This window comes from Rahnella sp. EDr1-12 (assembly GCF_049206505.1).
GTDB classification, from domain to species: Bacteria; Pseudomonadota; Gammaproteobacteria; order Enterobacterales; family Enterobacteriaceae; genus Rahnella; species Rahnella rivi.
In genome coordinates this window covers 43,368-62,572 of the sequence record NZ_JBLZNY010000001.1, presented here as the reverse complement: position 1 = coordinate 62,572, position 19,205 = coordinate 43,368, and the positions used below count along the sequence as shown (strand labels likewise).

Here is a 19,205-nt window from a genome sequence, read left to right as displayed (position 1 = left end):
AGAATAAAGAAAATTGCGTCAGAATAAAGAAAGGTGCCGCTGAAAAACGGCACCTTTTTTTTGACGTTTTTGGATTTATCACACCAGCACAAACATGCCGTACGGATGGATTTGCAGGAAGAAATTGTCACCCGCGGTCGGTTGCAGTTGTGTGGCGTTGACCTGCAACAGCAACGACTGGCCGTGCCATTCCACCGTCACTTCATACTGCGGCCCCATATAGGCCACGTGGGTGATCACGCAGCGCTGGCTGTCGTCGCCCTGCAAACCCAACGTGATCGCCTCAGGGCGGACGCCCACCGTACATTGCTGCATGCCCGGTGCGAACGCGGCGGGTTTCGGGATGTGATAGCCGAAAATCTCCACGGTATCGCGGTGCAAATCCGCCGGGAAGACGTTGGCGTCGCCCATAAAACTGGCCATAAAGCGTGACGCGGGCTGGCGGTAAAGCTCCTGCGGCGCGCCAATCTGCATGATTTTGCCTTTGTTCATCACCAGCACGGTGTCGGAAACCGCAAAGGCTTCGCTCTGATCGTGCGTCACGTACAGCGAGGTAATGTTGAACTGCTGTTGCAGCTCGCGGATTTTCTCGCGCATGCTGCGGCGCAGGTTGGCATCAAGGTTACTCAGCGGTTCATCGAACAGCAGCACTTTCGGTTTGAGGATCAGCGCACGGGCCAGCGCCACGCGCTGCTGCTGACCGCCGGATATCTGATCGACGTAGCGATCTTCAAAGCCCTCGAGATCAACCAGCGACAGCGCCTCGCGCACCCGGTCGCGGATTTCAGCTTTCGGACGGCCAAGCATTTTCAGCCCGTAACCGATGTTTTCCCCCAGCGACATGTGCGGAAACAGGGCGTAAGACTGAAACACCATGCAGATGTCACGCTGCTGAATGGAACGGTCAGTGACGTCCTCGCCGTCGATAAAAATGCGGCCTTCAGAGGGTTTCTCCAGCCCGGCGACCATACGCAGTACCGTGGTTTTACCGCAGCCGGACGGGCCGAGCAGGGTGACCATTTTTCCTTTCGGGATCGCCAGGTTCAGGCCTTCCAGCACCGTATTGCTGCCAAACCGTTTGGCGACGTTTTTCAGCTCAACAAAGCTTTTGGTGGTTTCTGCCGGTGCGGTGTTAACCGGGTATTCAGTGGTCATTGTCATGTCAAAGCGCTCCAGAATTATTGGCCGGTTTTGGCTTTTGAGCGGGAAATTCGCGCTTCGCCAACCAGATAGTCAAAGATGAAAATGATCGCCAGCATCACGACGATAAGGATTGAGCCGTAAGCAATCGCCACGCCGTATTCGCCGTCTTCCACCCGGTTGAGGATGTACGCGGTGGCGACGCGGGTGTCCGGCGTGACCAGGAAAACAATGGCGCTGACGGTGGTGATGGCGCGCACGAAGCTGTAAATCAGCGCCGACAAAATGGCTGGGCGCAATAACGGCAGCAGGATGTACATCACCGTACGCATCGATCCGGCGCGCAGGCTGAGCGAGGCTTCATCCAGCGATTTATCCAGCTGGCCCAGCCCGGCGATCCCGGCGCGGATACCCACCGGCACGTTACGCATCACCATGGAAATGATCACAATGGCCGCCGTACCGGTCAGATACACCGGCGCGCTGTTAAACGCCAGAATGTAGGAGATCCCCGCGACCGTGCCCGGCACCGCAAAGCACAGCATGGTGCTGAACTCGATGGTTTTTTTGCCGCGGAACTGCTGGCGTACCACGATGTAGGCGATGAGCAAACCAAACAGCGCGGTGATCGGCGCGGCAATTCCGGCGTAGAGCAGGGTGTCGAGCAGCGAAGGCCATGCGCCGTCGGAGAAGCCCTGTCCGAACAGTTTGGTGAAGTTGTCGAAGGTCAGGGTGTAATCCACGCCCCAGTTGACGGTAAAACTGCCGTAGAAAATGCTGCCGTAAAGCAGGGCGTTGAAGGCTATCCAGACCGCCAGCAGCGCGGTCACGCCCCAGACCAATGTGACCGGCAACGGCTGAACGTCGCCGCGTGAGGTTTTGCCGGAAATGGTGACGTACGAGCGTTTGCCGATCCACATGTATTGCACGCAGAACACCAGCAGCGAGAACACCAGTAAGATCACGCCGAGCGTACTGGCGGCCTGATAATCGAGCTGTGCGCCGGTGATGTAGAAGTAGATTTGCGTGGCGAGCACGTCGAAATTGCCGCCGAGCACCAGCGGGTTACTGAAATCCGCCAGCGACTGGACGATGACAATCAGAAAGGCGTTCGCCAGCGCCGGTTTCAGCAGCGGCAAAAACACGCGGTGAAAGGTCTGCCAGCGGCTGGCGCGCAGCGTGTAAGACGCTTCTTCCAGCGACGGATGAATGGTTTTGATGGCCCCGTCGAGGATCATAAACGCCATCGGCGTGAACGCCAGAACCTGTGCCAGCCAGATGCCGGTGAAACCGTAAAGCCAGTTGGTGTTGGTCAGCCCGAACCAGTCAACCATCAGTTCGGTGACATAGCCTGAGCGGCCCATCATCAGGGTGACGCCCAGCCCGACGATAAACGGCGGGGTGACAATCGGCAAAATCGAGAAAATACGCCCGATAATCGCCGAGCGTTTGGCGATGCGCGTGGTGTAAATTGCCAGCACCAGCCCGAAGAAGGTACAACCGATCCCGACGGCCACAGAGAGCAGGAACGAGTTCCAGATCACCTGCAAAATATGCGACTGACCGAGTACCGCCATAAAGGCCAGCGGCGCGAAATCTCCGGCGTCGTTGGTGAACATCGGGATGAAAATCGCAATGCTCGGATAAATGATGAACACGCCAATCAGCGCGATGATGCAAATCAGCGAGCCGAGGACGAAGCGGTCACCGCCCAGCCACTCAAGGCGTGACAGCGCCAGCGAGCAAATCGCGCCGAGGGCAATAAACATCACTATGCTGCCGTAGCCCAGACCGCGTCCGATAAGCGTGGCACTGACGATCATAAACAGTGCACAAAACACCGACCAGGCGGCATCAAACTGATGACGGCGGCGCGCTTCCAGCCGTTGTGCATGGCGCGGACGGAACAGTAACGCCATCGGCAGGATCAGCCACAGCAGGCTGAGATTCAGCCCCGACCAGCCGTACGCCGCGAGAATTTCATCCTGCGTGGATTCCAGCAGACCGTAGTCCAGACTCCAGGACGGCAGCAGCACAAAGGCGAGCAGAATAAGCCCCAGCCAGCCGAAAACCGGGTCACGGCGTCGGGTGTCAGGCAGGGTTAATGAATGAGACATAGCGTCTCCTTATTAAGAGAAAAAAGGTGTTGGCGAAAATAATGCTGAGTGCGTTAACTCCCCCTTCGCAGGGGGAGGCGCAAAGCGCGTTCACTCAATAAGTACGCGGGCTTTTATTGAGACTCTTTGCCCATCTTCACTTCGTTGACCCACTTGGTGATGAGCTCTTTACGCATATCGGATGCGCCGTACTTGTCCATGTCGTAATTGATGAGCTTCAGATCGCTCATTTTCAGCGAGTTCGGGGAGGTTTCTGCGGTGGTGTTGGTCAGGATTTGATAAGACTGGCCTTTTTTCCATGCCAGTTCCTGCGCTTCTTTGGACAATGCCCAGTCAACGAACAGTTTGGCGTTATCCAGGTTACGTGCGCCTTTCAGGATGCTGACGCCGCCGATTTCATAGCCGGAACCTTCGCACGGGGAAATCAGTTTCAGCGGTGCGCCGCTCTCTTTTTCCTGAGCGTAATCGTGCAGGAAGCCGATGCCGATGGCGGTTTCACCGCGTGCGGCGTTACGCGCCGGGGCGATACCGGATTTGGTGTACTGGGAAATATTGCTGTTAAGTTTTTTCAGGTAATCGAACGCCTGATCTTCGCCCCACAGCTGCGCGAAGGTCGCCAGCGCGGTGTAGGCGGTGCCGGAACTTTGTGGATCGGCAATCTGGATTTCGCCTTTATAAATCGGGTTGGTCAGGTCTTTCCAGCATTTAGGTTCTGGCAGATTTTTCTCTTTCAGGCGGTTGGTATTCACGCCGACGCCCAGAATGCCGATGTACACGGCGGAAGAGTAGTTACCTTTACGTTTTGCCGGGTCCTGGAAGGCAGGCATGATTTGCGCGAGGTTAGGGGATTTATACGCCTGCAACAGATCCATTTCACCGGCCTGTGACTGCGGATCTAAGGTGCCGCCGTACCAGACGTCAGCCTGCGGGTTCTTTTTCTCGGCTTCCACTTTCGCCAGCGTGCTGCCGGAACCGTTGCGGATGAAGGAGGTTTTGACGTCGTACTTTTCCCCGAAGGCTTTGGTTTCTTCTTCACACATGGCGTTGGTGGCGCTGCAATACACCACCAGACGGCCTTTAGCCTGAGCGGCACCGGTGAACGCCGTCATGGCGACCGCCGCGGCGAGAAGAGAGTAAGTCAGAGTCGTTTTCATGGTGTTTACCTTTTTTTAGTTATGTTGCAGGACAGAGAACCTTGTCAGTTGTCCGGCGGAGCGGACTGTAATTCGCGTTTGCTGATCCCGGCCATCATCATGGGCATCAGCAGCAGCCCGACGAACGCCGAAGCCATCGTCAGCACGGCAAAAAATCCGGACCAGCCGTAGTGTTGCATCACCACCGCCAGCGGCCATCCCGCCAGCGCCGCGCCGAGGTAGGCAAACAGCCCGAGAAATCCGGTCACCGTGCCCGCCGCGTCTTTGTGTGAGTATTCGGTTGCCGCCAGACCAATCAGCATTTGCGGCCCGAACACAAAAAATCCGATGCTGAAGAAACTCAGCGCCAGCAACCCGAAATGATGCACCGGTGCCAGCCACAGGGCGGTGACGGTCAGAAACAGCCCCAGTGAAAACAGTAAAATCATCGGGGCGCGCTGCCCGCGAAACAGCAGGTCAGAGCCCCATCCGGCAAACAACGCGCCGAGCAGGCCGCCGAGCTCGAAAAGTGACAGTGTCGCGTTTGCGCTCAGTAAATTGACCCCGTGATTCTCCGCCAGCCAGATATTCCCCCAGTCGTTGAGCGCAATGCGGATGAGGTACACCAGCACATACGAGACGCCCAGGAGCCAGATTGTCCGGTTCTGCAAAATCGTCTGGCGCAGGATCTGCGTCATACTCATCGGCGGGCTTTGCTGCTCCTGCCGCAGTTCCAGCGGGTCACGCCGCCAGACGCCCACCGTGGGCAATCCTTCCTGCTGCGGTGTGCCGCACAGCTGGCGGCAAAGCCATAACCCGAGAACGATCCCGACCGCGCCCGGCACCAGCAGCGCCGCCTGCCAGCCCCAGGTGGCGGCCAGTAAACCCGAGAGCAGCGGAACCGCCGCGCCACCGATGTTGATCGACGTGTTCCAGCAGCCCCACCAGAAACCGCGTTCGTTGCGCGAATACCAGTGGGTCAGCAATCTGGCGCACGGCGGCCATCCCCAGCCCTGAAAGAATCCGTTCAGCGTCCAGACAATCAGCAACGCGGTCAGCGAATGGCAGAAGGCGAACAGAATATTCAGCACGCCGGTCATCAGTAATCCGACGCCCATAAACCAGCGGGCACCGGTGCGGTCGCTGTAAATACCCGAGATAAATTTCGAGCCGCCGTAGGCCAGATAAAACAGCGTGCCGAGCAGGCCGATATCGCCTTTGGTCAGCCCCAGTTCCAGCTGCATCACCGGCATCGCGAAATTCACGCTGCGGCGGGTGAGATAGAACGCGGCGTAGCCAATGACCATCGACAGCAATAAATGCACGCGCCAGTAACGGTAATTTTTATCCACGTCGGTGGCGGATAACGGCGTTGCTGTCATGGTGTTCTCCAACTTGATGAGGCGAGTGTAGGCGGGTGTTTTGTCGGGCGGATGAGACAAGGTTTTAGATGACTAGGAATTAGTCCTAGTCAGGGCGATGTTCTTTGCAAATCTGTGGGCAACTTAACAATTATGCGGGTGCCATCCTGCTGATGAACCAGCCATTCGCCGCCCAATGCGCGCACGCGTTCCTCGATGCCGCGCAGCCCGAAGCCTTCTTTCACCGGCAGGGCAAAGCCGACGCCGTTGTCACTTACCGTCAGCACCAGCATGTTGTGTTGCACGGTCAGGCTGACGAGCACCTGCGTCGCACCGGCATGTTTATTGATGTTGTTGAGCAGTTCCTGCACCAGCCGGTACAGCGTGAAAATCAGGGTGTCATCGGAGGGCGCGTCGGTCAGGCGGTAATCGAGCTGAAAATCGACGCCCTGTTGCGCGAAGGCAAATTCATCCGCCAGATGATGCAGGGCCACGTCGAGCGACATTTCATCCAGCACCGGCGGGCGCAGCTGACGCAATAACTGGCGGGTGGTGTGGTGAATGCGCTGCGACAGTTCGCCAATCTGTCTGGCGGCGGCGTGGGTGGCCGCACCGGGCGGGCTGCGATCGACCAGCATCGCCTGGATCTGAATGGCGGTAATGTTCTGCCCGATTTCATCGTGCAGCTCGCGGGCGATTTCCTTGCGTACCGCTTCTTCGGTATGCACCAGCCGCTCCGTCAGCTGGCGACGGGTGTGCAACTCCTGCTCAAGCTGCAAACGGTAACGGTTGAGATGCGACGCCAGTTGCTGCTGACGGCTGATGGCAATCCCCAGCCCGATGCCGAGCAGCGCCTGCGTGGAGAGAAACAGTTCCAGCTCGAGCAAATCGTGAAACGCGCCGCTCATCTGCCGCGTGACTGTGATCATCAGGCTGCCCAGCACCGCCGCCAGCACGCCACCCTGCCAGCCGAAGGCGTAAGCCATCACCACGTTGGGCAGAAAAACCAGAATGATCAGCAGCCGTTCCACTTCCGGCGCCAGCGTCATTTGCAGACAGACGGCGAGGGCGAAGAACAGTGAACACCAGATCAGGAGCGACGTGCGCAGCGGCGGATCGGGGATTTCCTGCGCCAGCAGGTTTTGCAGATGCTGCTGTTTAAGATATTCATAAATCAGATAGATAAACGGCGTCAGCAGAATGCCGCCGGTGAAGGAGGCCAGCAGCGTCTGGCTCAGCGGCGAATTCAGCCACAGGCCGGGTACCGCCATCTGCAACAGGCTGTTACCGGCCACCGCGCCAAGCAACAGCAAAAGCCGTTGCCAGTAAAGGGTAAACCGTCGCCAGAAATGCTGCACGAGTGCGGCGGGGATCAGGCTGAGCAGGGGCGAAAGCAGGATGATCCAGTGCGTCTGCAACTGTTCGCTGTGCAGCCAGACGGCAATGCCTAATTCTGACGCCAGCATCACCGGCCAGTAACGGCGCGAAAGCAGCGTCATCAGCGCCAGGCGCAGACCCTGCGGCAGGAGCAGCATCGCCTGCTGACCATTTTGCGTGAGATAAAAACTGATCGACCACAACGCCAGCCAGCACAGGCTGTAGAAAATGGCGAGAAACAGCGTCAGACCAGCCCGGCGCATCAGGCGAGAAGGTGATGCTGTATGGCGAAATGGACCAGTTCGATGGTGGTATCGCACTGGAGTTTGCCAAGGATATTGGCGCGGTGAACGTGCACGGTTTTGTGGCTGAGTTCGAGCTGTTCGGCAATCGCCTTCACGCTCAGCCCGTTGACCAGCAGATCGAAAATCTCGCGTTCACGCGGTGTCAGCGCCTGTAAGGCTTTCGGCGTTTGCTGGCTCTGACGCAGCGCCAGCAGGGCATCGGAACAGAGATAGCGGCCACCGGCGTGCACGGTGCGGACCGCCTGCACCAGCTCTTCAGGGCCGCAGCGTTTGGTGAGATAGCCGCCCGCACCGGCATCCAGCGCACTTTGTACAAACGCGGTGGTGTCGTAAATGCTCAGAATGATGGCGCGGAAATCGGGGCGCTGCTGCCGTAAACGCGACAGCAAACTTAATCCGCTTTCATCGGGCATGGCGATATCCATCACCGCCACGTCAATATTCATTTTCAGCAGCGACGACCACGCATTCGCCGCCGACGCATACTGGCCGACAATCTGGATATCCGGCTCAAGGCCGAGCAACTGGGCAAAACCGGAACGCACCACCACGTGGTCGTCAATCAAAGCAACGTTAATCATTAGGCGTAACTGAATGTAAATGAGATTCGCATAATGCTCATGAATAGTTGCAGTTGGCAACACGGAACGGAGGAATTGCAGGGCAGGTAACGGAATTTGAGTTAGTCAGAAGGGAAGAAAGAAAAGGGCGCGGTGTTCCGCGCCACGTCACTCTTATTTACAGCTCAGCTTTGAAGGTATGCAGGCGGCGCATGGTTTTTTCCAGGCCTTCCTTCATCAGCAGTTCAGTACAGCGCAGGGATTCATCAATCGCATCGTCAATCAGCTTTTGTTCGCTGGCTGGCGGCTTGCCGAGCACGAACCCGACCACTTTGCTTTTATCGCCCGGATGGCCGATACCAATGCGCAGGCGATAGAAGTTCGGGTTATTGCCGAATTTGCTCTGAATGTCTTTCAGACCGTTATGGCCGCCGTTACCGCCGCCCAGTTTGATTTTTGCCATGCCCGGCGGGATATCCAGCTCGTCGTGCGCGACCAGAATTTCATCCGGCTCGATGCGGTAGAACTGCGCCATCGCCAGCACCGCTTTGCCGCTCAGGTTCATAAACGTGGTCGGCACCAGCAGACGAACGTCCTGACCGGCCAGTGACAGACGGGCGGTATAACCAAAAAACTTACTTTCTTCTTTCAGTTGCTGGTTGTGCTGGCGGGCGAGGAGATCCACGTACCAGGCACCGGCATTGTGGCGGGTCTGGGCATATTCGGCACCGGGATTGGCCAGGCCGACAATTAATTTAATGCTGCTCACGGTTTTTCGCTTCTTTATCGGGTGAGGTTTAGGCGCACAGTTTACCTGCCTGTCAGTGCCATGCCAAATAAAGGGCAGGGGAAAAGCCTTAGATACCGTTGGAAATGAATAATGCAGTCGGATAACTATTCACCCTTCGAATGTATCTGACTGGAAAACGTAAAGATTTGTCATCCAATGTTCTCTGTCTGTGATCGTTGCCTCAAAGTGAACCAGATGGGACGTCTATAGTTAAAGCAGAAAAAGACAAGACAGCAATGATGCTAAGACTATCGACGACTGGAGGTGACAAATGAAACGTAAAACCGCAACAGTATTGGGCAATGCCCTGATGGGACTCGGTTTGCTCACAATGGTCGGTGGCGTTGGTTATTCGATTTTAAATCAGCTGCCAGAACTGGGTCTGCCACAATTTCTGGCCCACGGCGCAATCGGCAGTATCTTCATCGGTGCCATCTTATGGCTGACCGGTGCGAGAGTAGGCGGACGCGAACGCGTTGCCGACCGTTACTGGTGGGTACGTCATTATGATTCCCGCTGCAATAAGTCCCATCGCCATTCCTGATTTATCCGGATGGCAGGCATAAAAAAACCGTTGTCGCTCACGCCACAACGGTTTTTTTTGATTTCTGCACAAGCTAAAACATCTGCCGGGCGAAAACAAAACGCCCCTGTAAACAGGGGCGTGATGATTAATGCTCGAACATCGCAGAAATGGATTCTTCATTGCTGATGCGGCGGATAGCCTCAGCCAGCATGCCTGACAGGGTCAGGGTACGCACTTTCTTCAACGCACGAATTTCAGCGGACAGCGGAATAGTGTCACACACAATCACTTCGTCGATGACGGAGTTTCTGATGTTCTCTACTGCATTGCCGGAGAAAATCGGGTGGGTAGCGTAAGCAAATACGCGCTTTGCACCGCGTTCTTTCAGTGCTTCAGCCGCTTTGCACAGCGTGCCACCGGTATCGATCATGTCATCAACCAGAACACAGTCACGGCCAGCGACGTCACCGATAATGTGCATCACCTGAGAAACGTTTGCGCGCGGGCGACGTTTATCGATGATAGCCATGTCGGTATCGTTAAGCAGTTTGGCAACGGCACGGGCGCGAACGACACCACCGATGTCCGGAGAAACCACGATTGGGTTTTCCAGGTTCTGTTGCAGCATGTCTTCGAGCAGGATAGGGCTGCCGAATACGTTGTCTACAGGCACATCGAAGAAGCCCTGAATTTGTTCTGCGTGCAGATCCACGGTAAGAACGCGGTCAACGCCAACGCTGGAGAGGAAATCAGCCACCACTTTCGCGGTGATAGGGACACGGGCTGAACGAACCCGGCGATCCTGACGTGCGTAACCGAAGTAAGGAATAACGGCTGTGATACGACCGGCCGAGGCGCGGCGTAAGGCATCAACCATTACGACCAGTTCCATCAGGTTATCGTTAGTAGGCGCGCAGGTGGACTGGATAATGAAAATATCTCCGCCACGTACATTTTCGTTGATTTGCACACTTACTTCACCGTCGCTGAAACGACTGACGGCGGCGTCACCAAGGCTGGTGTATAAACGGTTGGCAATACGTTGTGCTAGTTCCGGGGTGGCGTTACCAGCAAAAAGCTTCATATCAGGCACGAGAAGAACCTCAGGCTTGCGTCCAGGGAAGACATTGGCTTTTGGTACCACCGGGCGGTGAGCGGTACCAAAGCATTATGCTCACGATACTTCTAAATCTTACTACTTAAATCTGTTGAATAATTGGCTGGCAAAGAACAGACACAAAACTACTGTGACGCTCTACGCTTTGCCCGCAGTTCTCAACCAGACTTCGCGAAAATGATGCAACGGCGAGATATTAACACCTTGCGCGACAAAACCCCGACTCCATGTTGGCATTTTGTCTAAAACCTGACGGGCAGCAGACTCGGTGTCGAATTCGGCAAACACACAAGCACCTGTCCCGGTCAGTCGCGACGGCGCGTATTCTAACAGCCAAGAAAGTAGCTGTTCAACCTCGTAAAAACGTTTTCTCGCAATCGGTTCGCAATCATTTGCGTAAGGCGTGTCCAACAGCACATTAACAGTACGTTTTGGTGTATTTCTGGTCAGTTCAGGATCGCCGAAAATCAGCGGTGTCGCAATGTTCACGCCGGGATGGGCAATCAGATACCATTTTTCTTCCGGTTCAACCGGTTGCAAAATCTCGCCGATGCCTTCTGCAAAAGCGGCATGCCCCATGACAAAGACCGGCACATCAGCACCCAGCGTCACGCCCAGTTGTGCCAGTTCGGTATCGCAAAGGCCGCACTGCCATAACGCATTGAGGGCGATAAGGACGGTCGCCGCGTTTGATGAACCGCCACCCAGACCGCCACCCATCGGGATACGTTTTTGCAGCGATATCTCCGCGCCCTGCGAAACACCTGCATGGGCTTGCAACAAACGGGCGGCGCGCACCACCAGATTATCTTCATCGGCGACGCCGTCCGTTGGCGTAGTCAGCACGATGGCGCTGTCGTCGCGTACGTTAAAACTCAGGCTGTCACCGTAATCGACAAACTGAAACAGCGTCTGCAGGTCGTGATAGCCATTCGGACGCTGTCCGGTGATGTAAAGGAACAAATTGAGTTTAGCCGGAGACGGCCACCATTGCTGCGTCATCTCAGTTCAGCGTCCAGTTATCCATTTTCAGTTTGATGCGTTGCTCGCCCTGGGTCATTTCCAGACGCTGCGGCAGGGAAGGTTTCGCGTCGTCGTCATAACTCTGATAGACCACGGTGCCCGGTTTGCCGTCCTGAGTGAATTTCACCTGAGAAAGACGGTACTGGCTGTCGAGGGTGAAATCGGTGCCGTCACCCGGCAGGCCGAGCATCCATAAACGCAGATTATCCAGCGGGATCGACATACCGGTCAGTTTTTGGATCATGTCATCAGGATTGTCGCTGGTGTAATGCTTGCCTTCATTATTGGTCAGCTGTGCGATACCGCTTTGCACTTTCAGCTCCATTTCGGTGCTGCCCAGCGGATTAGTCAGCAGTAAACGGTAGCTGTCACGGGAATATTGTTGCCAGAAGAAGCGGGCGTACACTTTCTGTTTATCGGAAAGATAGGCAAAAGACCCGCGGGTCTGATAGTGGTCCAGTTGCTTGACCTGCGCTTCGTGTTCACGCCATTGCGGGGACGTCGGGCTGGTCGCCGGGCCTTTCGGCGTATTAAAAGAACACGCCGCAAGGACTAAACTTGCGAGAGGAAGAAGGCGAACAAAATGGGCTTTACGCATTGGCATAACAGATTAAATCCTTTGTGCGATGGCTGAATGAGGTGCCAGGGCAATAATGGCGTGCGTCAGTTTAGCACAGCCAGCGAGGCGGGTGATCTCAACCCTGCGCAGATGATCGGCGATCAATCCGTTTTGGGACAATGCTGATTTGTAATTGGATTTAACCGATGATTACCTATCTGTCTAACATCAATGATGCGACGACTGATGAATTTGACGATATTCCGTGCATCTAAAAAGCCCGGTTTCTAGCCGGGTAAAGATTAATATCCTACGATCTGTATCAGATTGAGTCAGTCATAGAGCCATTTACCTGCACGCGCAGACTCAGCTAGCATTCTTAGCGCGAGCGGTTGAGGCTCATCGTCATCAGCACCTGACGTACACAGTGCAAATAGGATAAAGGTCTCTGCAGGCCAGTATTTATAGAAATCGAATCCTGCCGGGTCTACCCCGAACTTCTCAAAATATTCCTCCATGATTTCAGCACCCGTTTCACTCGCCCACACATAGCGACCAGTTGAAAGGCTCGTCTCAATCGTGACCGGAATCTGTTTTTTTGAGAACAGTACAGGCTTGTTGAACCGCTTGCTGTACCACTCAATGACGTCTTCGTTGCCTACCATAGTTTGTCATTACCCCGCGCCAGGGTGTTGTACTTATTCGTGGCTTTGTACGCTATCGTAGAGACATCAGAAGCAATGATAATAATGCCCAGAATCGGAATCCACCGACCAACGAAAGCACCCAGATTTGTCACATAGCTGAACTTAAGGCGCTTAATACTTCCGGACGTCAGGGTGGGTAAACGCATGGTCTTAACATTCAGTAAATGGCGCAACTGTGAACTAAGTGGTGACGTCCCCTTCGTTGCAGTTCCTGGCTTAGTGCGCGTGTCTATCGTTGGCTGGCCTAATAGAATCAAACCAATTGTCAGGTAGTCATCAACATCAAAGTGTTCAGCTGTAGTGTCCAGGAAAATCCAGAACAGCAATTCTCCTGATGACAGATTAGAGAATCCCCGATAGAAATACGTGTCGTTAAGCTCTTCAACCGTATCCATACTTTTTACCCTGTTATGCGTTCATTCCATGCGTCGCTGTATTTAATATTTCCATCAAGGTAATGCCACGTGACCGTGGACACGTGTACCGGTCAGCTTACCGGTATTACCCTCCGTGGGGATGTAGAGGTTATGGCTGAAGCTGGTGATTTCAATGGAGTGCTCGCGGTCTTTGACATCGACTGAACCTTTGATCAACGCGCCGCCATCATCCTTGAGCCATAAGTAAGCAGGGATTGCCATATTCATAATTCCTTTATAAATGTAAGGAATTACCTTATTCCCGCTGAGTTCAGGAGACAATAACGAAAAGTGGAGGGTGATAATTTTCAGAGGTTTAGTAATAACGGTCGGCTATAGGAATTCGTCGGGGGGCGAAATGGTCTCGACGTCTGGGGCATTTTGGGGGCAATACAGAGCTGAAAACAGATGAATTACTGGAAAATAGGGAGGTGGTAAGGATCTATCAGATCGGGCTCCAACCCGCATTCTGTGCGGTTTTTCCGCAGACTCAGAAATAAACCCACATCATATTTAACCGATGGTGCTGTATGCCTTTTATTGATCTCGCGCATCTTGTAGAATGCGCAGCAGACGTAAACCCATACTAATATAAAGTATAAGCCGATAACCGCCTCCCATATGACCCTGCTTGCATTAGGTATCAACCATAAAACGGCCCCGGTGTCTCTGCGTGAACGGGTAACATTTTCACCCGAGACACTTGATCAGGCGCTCTCCAGTCTGCTCCAGCAACCGCTGGTGCAGGGCGGTGTGGTGTTGTCTACCTGTAACCGGACTGAGTTGTACCTCAGCGTTGAACAGCAGGGGAATTTGCAGGACCAGCTGGTGAAATGGTTATGCGACTATCATCATCTCAGTGAAGATGAAGTGCGTAAAAGCTTGTACTGGCATCACGGCAATGAAGCTGTCAGCCACCTGATGCGCGTCGCCAGCGGCCTGGATTCTCTGGTGCTCGGTGAACCGCAAATACTCGGGCAGGTTAAAAAAGCCTTCGCGGAATCGCAAAACGGTCAGGCCGTTTCCGGCGAACTGGAGCGTCTGTTCCAGAAATCCTTCTCTGTGGCAAAACGTGTTCGCACTGAAACTGATATCGGGGCCAGCGCGGTGTCGGTGGCGTTTGCCGCCTGTACGCTGGCGCGTCAGATTTTTGAATCCCTTTCGGAAGTCAGTGTGTTACTGGTCGGTGCCGGTGAAACCATCGAACTGGTGGCGCGTCATCTGCATCAGCATAACGTCCGCCACATGATGATTGCCAACCGTACCCGTGAACGGGCGCAGGCGCTGGCGACAGAAGTGAATGCAGAAGTCATCAGCCTGCAGGATATCGACTCCCGCCTGGCCGAAGCCGACATTATCATCAGCTCCACTGCCAGCCCGCTGCCGATCATCGGTAAAGGCATGGTGGAGCGCGCGTTAAAAGCCCGCCGCAACCAGCCCATGCTGATGGTGGATATTGCCGTTCCGCGCGATATCGAACCGGAAGTCGGCAAACTGGCCAACGCCTATCTGTACAGCGTTGATGATCTGCACAGCATCATTCAAAACAATCTTGCCCAACGCAAAGCGGCCGCCATCCAGGCGGAAACCATCGTTGAGCAGGAGAGTTCTAACTTCATGGCCTGGCTGCGTTCGCAGGGAGCCGTTGAAATTATTCGTGATTATCGCTCGCGTGCTGATATTATTCGCGCCGACGCAGAAGCCAAAGCCATCGCAGCGATTGCGCAGGGCGCTGACGTCGAAGCGGTGATCCATGAATTAGCCCACAAATTGACAAACCGCCTTATTCACGCGCCAACCCGTTCTCTGCAACAGGCAGCCAGCGACGGTGATGTGGAGCGTTTGCAAATTTTACGCGACAGCCTGGGGCTGGGTCAGCAATAGTTCCTCCTTTTTTCACAGGGTTAAACACCACGCATGAAGCCTTCTATTGTTGCCAAACTGGAAGCGTTACAAGAGCGCCACGAAGAAGTGCAGGCGATGCTTGGCGATGCCAGCGTTATCGCCGATCAGGATAAATTCCGCAGTCTTTCCCGCGAATATTCTCAGTTAACGTCCGTCTCCGAATGTTTTCTGGCCTGGCGTCAGGCGCAGGACGATTTAGAAACCGCTGAAATGATGCTCGATGATCCCGAGATGCGCGAAATGGCGCAGGACGAAATCAAAGAGTGCAAAGCCACCATCGAAGAGCTCGAACAACAATTACAGCTTCTGTTATTGCCTAAAGATCCTGACGATGAACGCGGGTGCTTCCTTGAAATTCGCGCCGGAACCGGCGGTGACGAAGCGGCAATTTTTGCCGGTGATCTGTTCCGCATGTACAGCCGTTACGCGGAATCGCGTCGCTGGCGTGTGGAAATCGTGAGCGCCAGCGAAGGCGAGCACGGTGGCTATAAAGAAGTGATCGCGAAAGTCAGCGGCGACGGTGTTTATGGTCAGTTCAAATTTGAATCGGGCGGCCACCGCGTTCAGCGCGTTCCGGAAACGGAGTCGCAGGGACGTATTCATACCTCGGCCTGTACCGTTGCCGTGATGCCGGAAATTCCGGAAGCCGAATTGCCGGAAATTAACGCCGGTGATTTGCGTATCGATACCTTCCGTTCCTCCGGCGCGGGCGGTCAGCACGTTAACACCACTGATTCCGCCATCCGTATCACCCACATTCCAACGGGTATCGTGGTGGAATGCCAGGATGAACGTTCGCAGCACAAAAACAAAGCCAAAGCGATGTCTGTGCTGGGCGCGCGTATTCGCGCTGCCGAAGTGGCAAAACGCCATGCCGAAGAAGCGTCAACGCGCCGTAACCTGCTGGGCACCGGCGACCGTTCAGACCGTAACCGCACCTACAACTTCCCGCAGGGCCGGGTCACCGATCACCGCATCAACCTGACGATTTATCGTCTGGATGAAGTGATGGAAGGCAAGCTGGACACGCTGATCCAGCCGATCGTGCAGGAATATCAGGCCGATCAGCTCGCCGCGCTTTCTGAGCAGGATTAATGGATTTTCAGTGCTGGCTGCGTGATGCCACCCGCCGTCTCGCGGCGGGTGAAAGCCCGAAACGCGACGCGGAAATCTTGCTCGGTTTTGTGACTGGCCGGGCAAGAACTTTCATTATGGCGTTTGGCGAAACCCTGCTGACCGCTGAACAACTTCAGCAACTGGAGACTCTGCTTGCGCGACGCGAGCAGGGTGAGCCGGTTGCCTATCTGACCGGTGAACGTGAATTCTGGTCGCTGCCACTCTCGGTTTCTCCCGCTACCTTAATTCCCCGTCCTGATACTGAATGCCTGGTCGAGCAGGCGCTGGCGCATTTACCGCCTGAGCCGGTCCGCGTGCTGGATTTAGGCACCGGCACCGGCGCGATTGCCCTGGCTGTTGCCAGCGAACGCCCCGACTGCCAGTTAACCGGCGTTGATGTGCAACCCGATGCCGTCAGCCTGGCGCAACACAATGCCCGAAAACTGGCAATTCCGAATGCGCGATTTTTACAGGGCAGCTGGTTTGCGCCGGTTACCGGTGAAACCTTTGCGCTGATCGCCAGTAATCCTCCTTATATTGATGCAGCCGACCCTCATCTGGCGCAAGGTGACGTGCGTTTTGAGCCCGCGAGCGCGCTGGTGGCAGATAATGCCGGTCTGGCTGATCTGGCTCATATTATTCGCAGCGCACCCGCGTATCTTCAGGATCGCGGCTGGTTACTGCTCGAACACGGCTGGCAGCAGGCGAATGACGTTCAGGCGTTGTTGCACCAGGCCGGTTATCAGCAGATTTCCACCGTGAAAGATTACGGTGATAACGATCGCGTCACGCTTGGACAGTGGATGCTGCCAGCGTTGTGATCGCCTGACCGCATAATAATGAACCCTATCTGAGGAAGCGGGTAATGGCATACGTCTGGATGAAAAATCTGCATCTGCTAACTATTACGCTGAGTATTACGCTGTTTGTTTTACGTTTTTTCTGGAAATGGGCGGGTTCTGCTATGATGCAGAAACGCTGGGTGAAGATCGTGCCGCACATGGTGGATACGCTGTTGTTAATAAGCGGTATTTCACTTATCTTCATCACCCACTTTTATCCGTTCAGCCCACAGGGAACCTGGCTGACCGAAAAGCTTTTCGGCGTTATTATCTATATTGCGTTGGGTTTTGTAGCCCTGAGCAAGCGACCTCTTAGCCAGAAAACACGCTGGCTGGCCTTTATTCTGGCGCTCGCTTGTCTCTATCTGGTTCTCAAACTGGCCCTGACGAAAATACCGCTGCTATTGGGATAACTATGAGTACGCTTGCTGATTTTGAATTTAACACGGCCCCTCTGAGTACCGGAGTGATCAAAGTGACGGAATCCGTGCGCTTTGATTTCAACGCGGAGGATGTCCGCCGCCAGTTACAAGTGCTGGTGGATGAAGCGCGCAGTGTCGTGCCTGAAAATCTCGATCAGGATCAGCAACTGGAAGTCCTGATTGAACTGTTTTATCGCACCTGGGGATTTGGTGGCGCGGGCGGTGTCTATCGCCTGTCGGATGCTATCTGGATCGACAAAGTGCTGGCTTCACGGCAGGGCACGCCGGTGTCGCTGGGTGTGATTTTCCTGCATATCGCCCATGAACTGAATCTGCCACTGATGCCGGTGATTTTCCCGACTCAGCTGATTTTACGCGCTGACTGGCTGGATGAAGAGATGTGGTTACTTAACCCCATCAACGGCGACACGCTCAACGAGCACATGCTCAGCGTCTGGCTGAAAGGCAATCTGGGCGTGACGGCAGAAATCGAAGACGACGATCTGGAAGAAGCGGAAAACACGGTGATCGTGCGCAAAATGCTCGATACGCTGAAAGCCGCGCTGATGGAAGAAAAGCAGTTTGAAATGGCTTTGCGGGCAAGTGAAACCGTGTTGCAGTTCGACCCGGAAGATCCTTATGAAATCCGCGACCGCGGTCTGATTTACGTTCAGCTCGACTGTAATCAGGTGGCTATTTCCGATCTCAGCTACTTTGTCGAACAATGCCCGGAAGACCCGATTTCAGAAGTCATCAAAGTGCAGATCCATGCGATTGAACACAAGCAGGTTACGCTGCATTAATTTATTATTACCTTACATTATCATCTGATGCGTGTTGAGAAACTGCCTGTTGAGGCTGCCTCAGATGAAGGATTTATCACTAAAAAGGCCAAAGCATGAAACATAAAGTGGTTAGCATTCAGGACATCAAAGTCGCCAACGATCTGCCGTTTGTGTTGTTCGGTGGGATGAACGTACTCGAGTCGCGTGAAATGGCGATGCGCGTGTGCGAACACTACGTCACTGTGACGCAGAAACTGGGTATTCCTTACGTGTTTAAGGCGTCTTTCGATAAAGCCAACCGCTCGTCGATTCATTCTTACCGTGGTCCGGGTCTGGACGAAGGCATGAAGATTTTCCAGGAGCTGAAGCAGGCGTTCGGCGTGAAAATCATCACTGACGTGCATGAATCCTGGCAGGCACAGCCGGTTTCAGAAGTGGTTGACGTGATCCAGTTACCTGCATTCCTGGCGCGCCAGACTGATCTGGTCGAAGCAATGGCGAAAACCGGCGCCGTCATCAACGTGAAAAAACCGCAATTTGTCAGCCCTGGGCAAATGGGTAACATCGTTGATAAATTCAAAGAAGGCGGCAACGACCAGGTGATTCTGTGCGATCGCGGCAGCAACTTTGGTTATGACAATCTGGTCGTCGACATGCTGGGTATGAACGTGATGATTAACGCCACGGGCGGTCATCCGGTGATCTTCGACGTGACTCACGCACTGCAAACCCGCGACCCGTTTGGCGCAGCGTCCGGCGGCCGTCGTGCACAGGTAGCAGAACTGGCGCGCGCAGGCATGGCGGTAGGTATCGCAGGTCTGTTCATTGAAGCGCACGAAGATCCGGCTCACGCGAAATGTGACGGCCCGTCTGCGTTGCCATTAGATAAACTGGAACCTTTCCTGGTGCAGATGAAAGCCATCGACGATCTGGTGAAAAGCTTCCCGGCGCTCGATACCAGCAAATAAGCGCAGCAATCAGATAAAATAAAGGCGACCCGAGGG

The 19,205-nt window shown here is 54.6% G+C and carries 19 protein-coding genes and 1 pseudogene; 7 read left to right on the top strand and 13 right to left on the bottom strand.

Features of this window, described 5'->3' with window-relative positions; translation table 11 throughout:
- Nucleotides 1-78: 78 nt before the first annotated feature.
- The 7 genes from fbpC to pth form a co-directional block, all read right to left on the bottom strand.
- Nucleotides 79-1,155, bottom strand: a complete 1,077-nt coding sequence (gene fbpC / locus ACO0U8_RS00280; RefSeq protein ID WP_421670657.1) for a ferric ABC transporter ATP-binding protein — start codon at nt 1,153-1,155, stop codon at nt 79-81.
- 23 nt (nt 1,156-1,178) lie between these two features.
- Complete coding sequence (locus ACO0U8_RS00275; RefSeq protein ID WP_122095321.1) at nt 1,179-3,257, bottom strand: ABC transporter permease; 2,079 nt, start codon at nt 3,255-3,257, stop codon at nt 1,179-1,181.
- 113 nt (nt 3,258-3,370) lie between these two features.
- Nucleotides 3,371-4,411 carry an ABC transporter substrate-binding protein gene (locus ACO0U8_RS00270; RefSeq protein ID WP_056770744.1) on the bottom strand — a complete coding sequence of 347 codons (1,041 nt, stop codon included), beginning with the start codon at nt 4,409-4,411 and terminating at the stop codon, nt 3,371-3,373.
- Nucleotides 4,412-4,455: 44 nt separating this feature from the next.
- Nucleotides 4,456-5,772 (bottom strand): MFS transporter family glucose-6-phosphate receptor UhpC, encoded by a 1,317-nt coding sequence (gene uhpC / locus ACO0U8_RS00265; protein ID WP_056770741.1) that lies wholly within the window; start codon nt 5,770-5,772, stop codon nt 4,456-4,458.
- An 89-nt stretch (nt 5,773-5,861) separates the two neighbouring features.
- Entirely contained in the window at nt 5,862-7,391 is a 1,530-nt protein-coding gene (locus tag ACO0U8_RS00260) for an MASE1 domain-containing sensor histidine kinase (RefSeq protein WP_421670034.1), read from the bottom strand.
- On the bottom strand, nt 7,391-8,014 hold the full coding sequence (locus tag ACO0U8_RS00255; protein WP_056770737.1) for a response regulator transcription factor: 624 nt from the start codon (nt 8,012-8,014) through the stop codon (nt 7,391-7,393). Before ACO0U8_RS00255 ends, ACO0U8_RS00260 begins: the two co-directional genes overlap by 1 nt.
- Nucleotides 8,015-8,171: 157 nt before the next feature.
- Nucleotides 8,172-8,762 carry an aminoacyl-tRNA hydrolase gene (gene pth, locus ACO0U8_RS00250; protein WP_037034067.1) on the bottom strand — a complete coding sequence of 197 codons (591 nt, stop codon included), beginning with the start codon at nt 8,760-8,762 and terminating at the stop codon, nt 8,172-8,174.
- 292 nt (nt 8,763-9,054) lie between these two features.
- On the opposite strand from pth, the gene ychH reads away from it, so the two are divergent.
- Nucleotides 9,055-9,327, top strand: coding sequence for a stress-induced protein YchH (ychH, locus tag ACO0U8_RS00245; RefSeq protein WP_056770734.1), 273 nt, complete (start codon nt 9,055-9,057; stop codon nt 9,325-9,327).
- A gap of 127 nt (nt 9,328-9,454) precedes the next feature.
- Here ychH and prs read toward each other — a convergent pair whose 3' ends face one another.
- From prs to ACO0U8_RS00215, 6 genes and pseudogenes are all read right to left on the bottom strand, one after another.
- Complete coding sequence (gene prs, locus ACO0U8_RS00240) at nt 9,455-10,402, bottom strand: ribose-phosphate diphosphokinase (RefSeq protein WP_104921955.1); 948 nt, start codon at nt 10,400-10,402, stop codon at nt 9,455-9,457.
- A gap of 162 nt (nt 10,403-10,564) precedes the next feature.
- A complete protein-coding gene (ispE, locus tag ACO0U8_RS00235) occupies nt 10,565-11,428 on the bottom strand; it encodes a 4-(cytidine 5'-diphospho)-2-C-methyl-D-erythritol kinase (RefSeq protein WP_217202915.1) in 864 nt (287 codons plus the stop codon).
- A 1-nt stretch (nt 11,429) separates the two neighbouring features.
- Nucleotides 11,430-12,053, bottom strand: coding sequence for a lipoprotein insertase outer membrane protein LolB (gene lolB / locus ACO0U8_RS00230; RefSeq protein WP_056770726.1), 624 nt, complete (start codon nt 12,051-12,053; stop codon nt 11,430-11,432).
- Nucleotides 12,054-12,340: 287 nt separating this feature from the next.
- The gene (locus tag ACO0U8_RS00225) at nt 12,341-12,673 is read right to left on the bottom strand and encodes a DUF1493 family protein (protein WP_421670033.1); all 333 of its coding nucleotides are present in this window, start codon (nt 12,671-12,673) and stop codon (nt 12,341-12,343) included.
- Nucleotides 12,667-13,110, bottom strand: coding sequence for an STM2901 family protein (locus ACO0U8_RS00220; protein ID WP_217202917.1), 444 nt, complete (start codon nt 13,108-13,110; stop codon nt 12,667-12,669). Before ACO0U8_RS00220 ends, ACO0U8_RS00225 begins: the two co-directional genes overlap by 7 nt.
- 75 nt (nt 13,111-13,185) lie before the next feature.
- Nucleotides 13,186-13,353: pseudogene (locus tag ACO0U8_RS00215) on the bottom strand (type VI secretion system tube protein Hcp); the annotation flags it as partial.
- Nucleotides 13,354-13,752: 399 nt separating this feature from the next.
- On the opposite strand from ACO0U8_RS00215, the gene hemA reads away from it, so the two are divergent.
- The 6 genes from hemA (at nt 13,753) to kdsA (ending at nt 19,169) form a co-directional block, all read left to right on the top strand.
- The gene (hemA, locus tag ACO0U8_RS00210; protein ID WP_136375965.1) at nt 13,753-15,015 is read left to right on the top strand and encodes a glutamyl-tRNA reductase; all 1,263 of its coding nucleotides are present in this window, start codon (nt 13,753-13,755) and stop codon (nt 15,013-15,015) included.
- 33 nt (nt 15,016-15,048) lie between these two features.
- Entirely contained in the window at nt 15,049-16,131 is a 1,083-nt protein-coding gene (prfA, locus tag ACO0U8_RS00205) for a peptide chain release factor 1 (protein WP_056770715.1), read from the top strand.
- Nucleotides 16,131-16,973, top strand: coding sequence for a peptide chain release factor N(5)-glutamine methyltransferase (gene prmC, locus ACO0U8_RS00200; RefSeq protein WP_421670032.1), 843 nt, complete (start codon nt 16,131-16,133; stop codon nt 16,971-16,973). Before prfA ends, prmC begins: the two co-directional genes overlap by 1 nt.
- A gap of 44 nt (nt 16,974-17,017) precedes the next feature.
- Nucleotides 17,018-17,407 (top strand): SirB2 family protein, encoded by a 390-nt coding sequence (locus ACO0U8_RS00195; RefSeq protein ID WP_122095318.1) that lies wholly within the window; start codon nt 17,018-17,020, stop codon nt 17,405-17,407.
- Nucleotides 17,408-17,409: 2 nt separating this feature from the next.
- On the top strand, nt 17,410-18,219 hold the full coding sequence (sirB1, locus tag ACO0U8_RS00190) for an invasion regulator SirB1 (protein ID WP_122095317.1): 810 nt from the start codon (nt 17,410-17,412) through the stop codon (nt 18,217-18,219).
- Nucleotides 18,220-18,314: 95 nt separating this feature from the next.
- Complete coding sequence (kdsA, locus tag ACO0U8_RS00185; protein WP_056770704.1) at nt 18,315-19,169, top strand: 3-deoxy-8-phosphooctulonate synthase; 855 nt, start codon at nt 18,315-18,317, stop codon at nt 19,167-19,169.
- Nucleotides 19,170-19,205 lie beyond the last annotated feature (36 nt).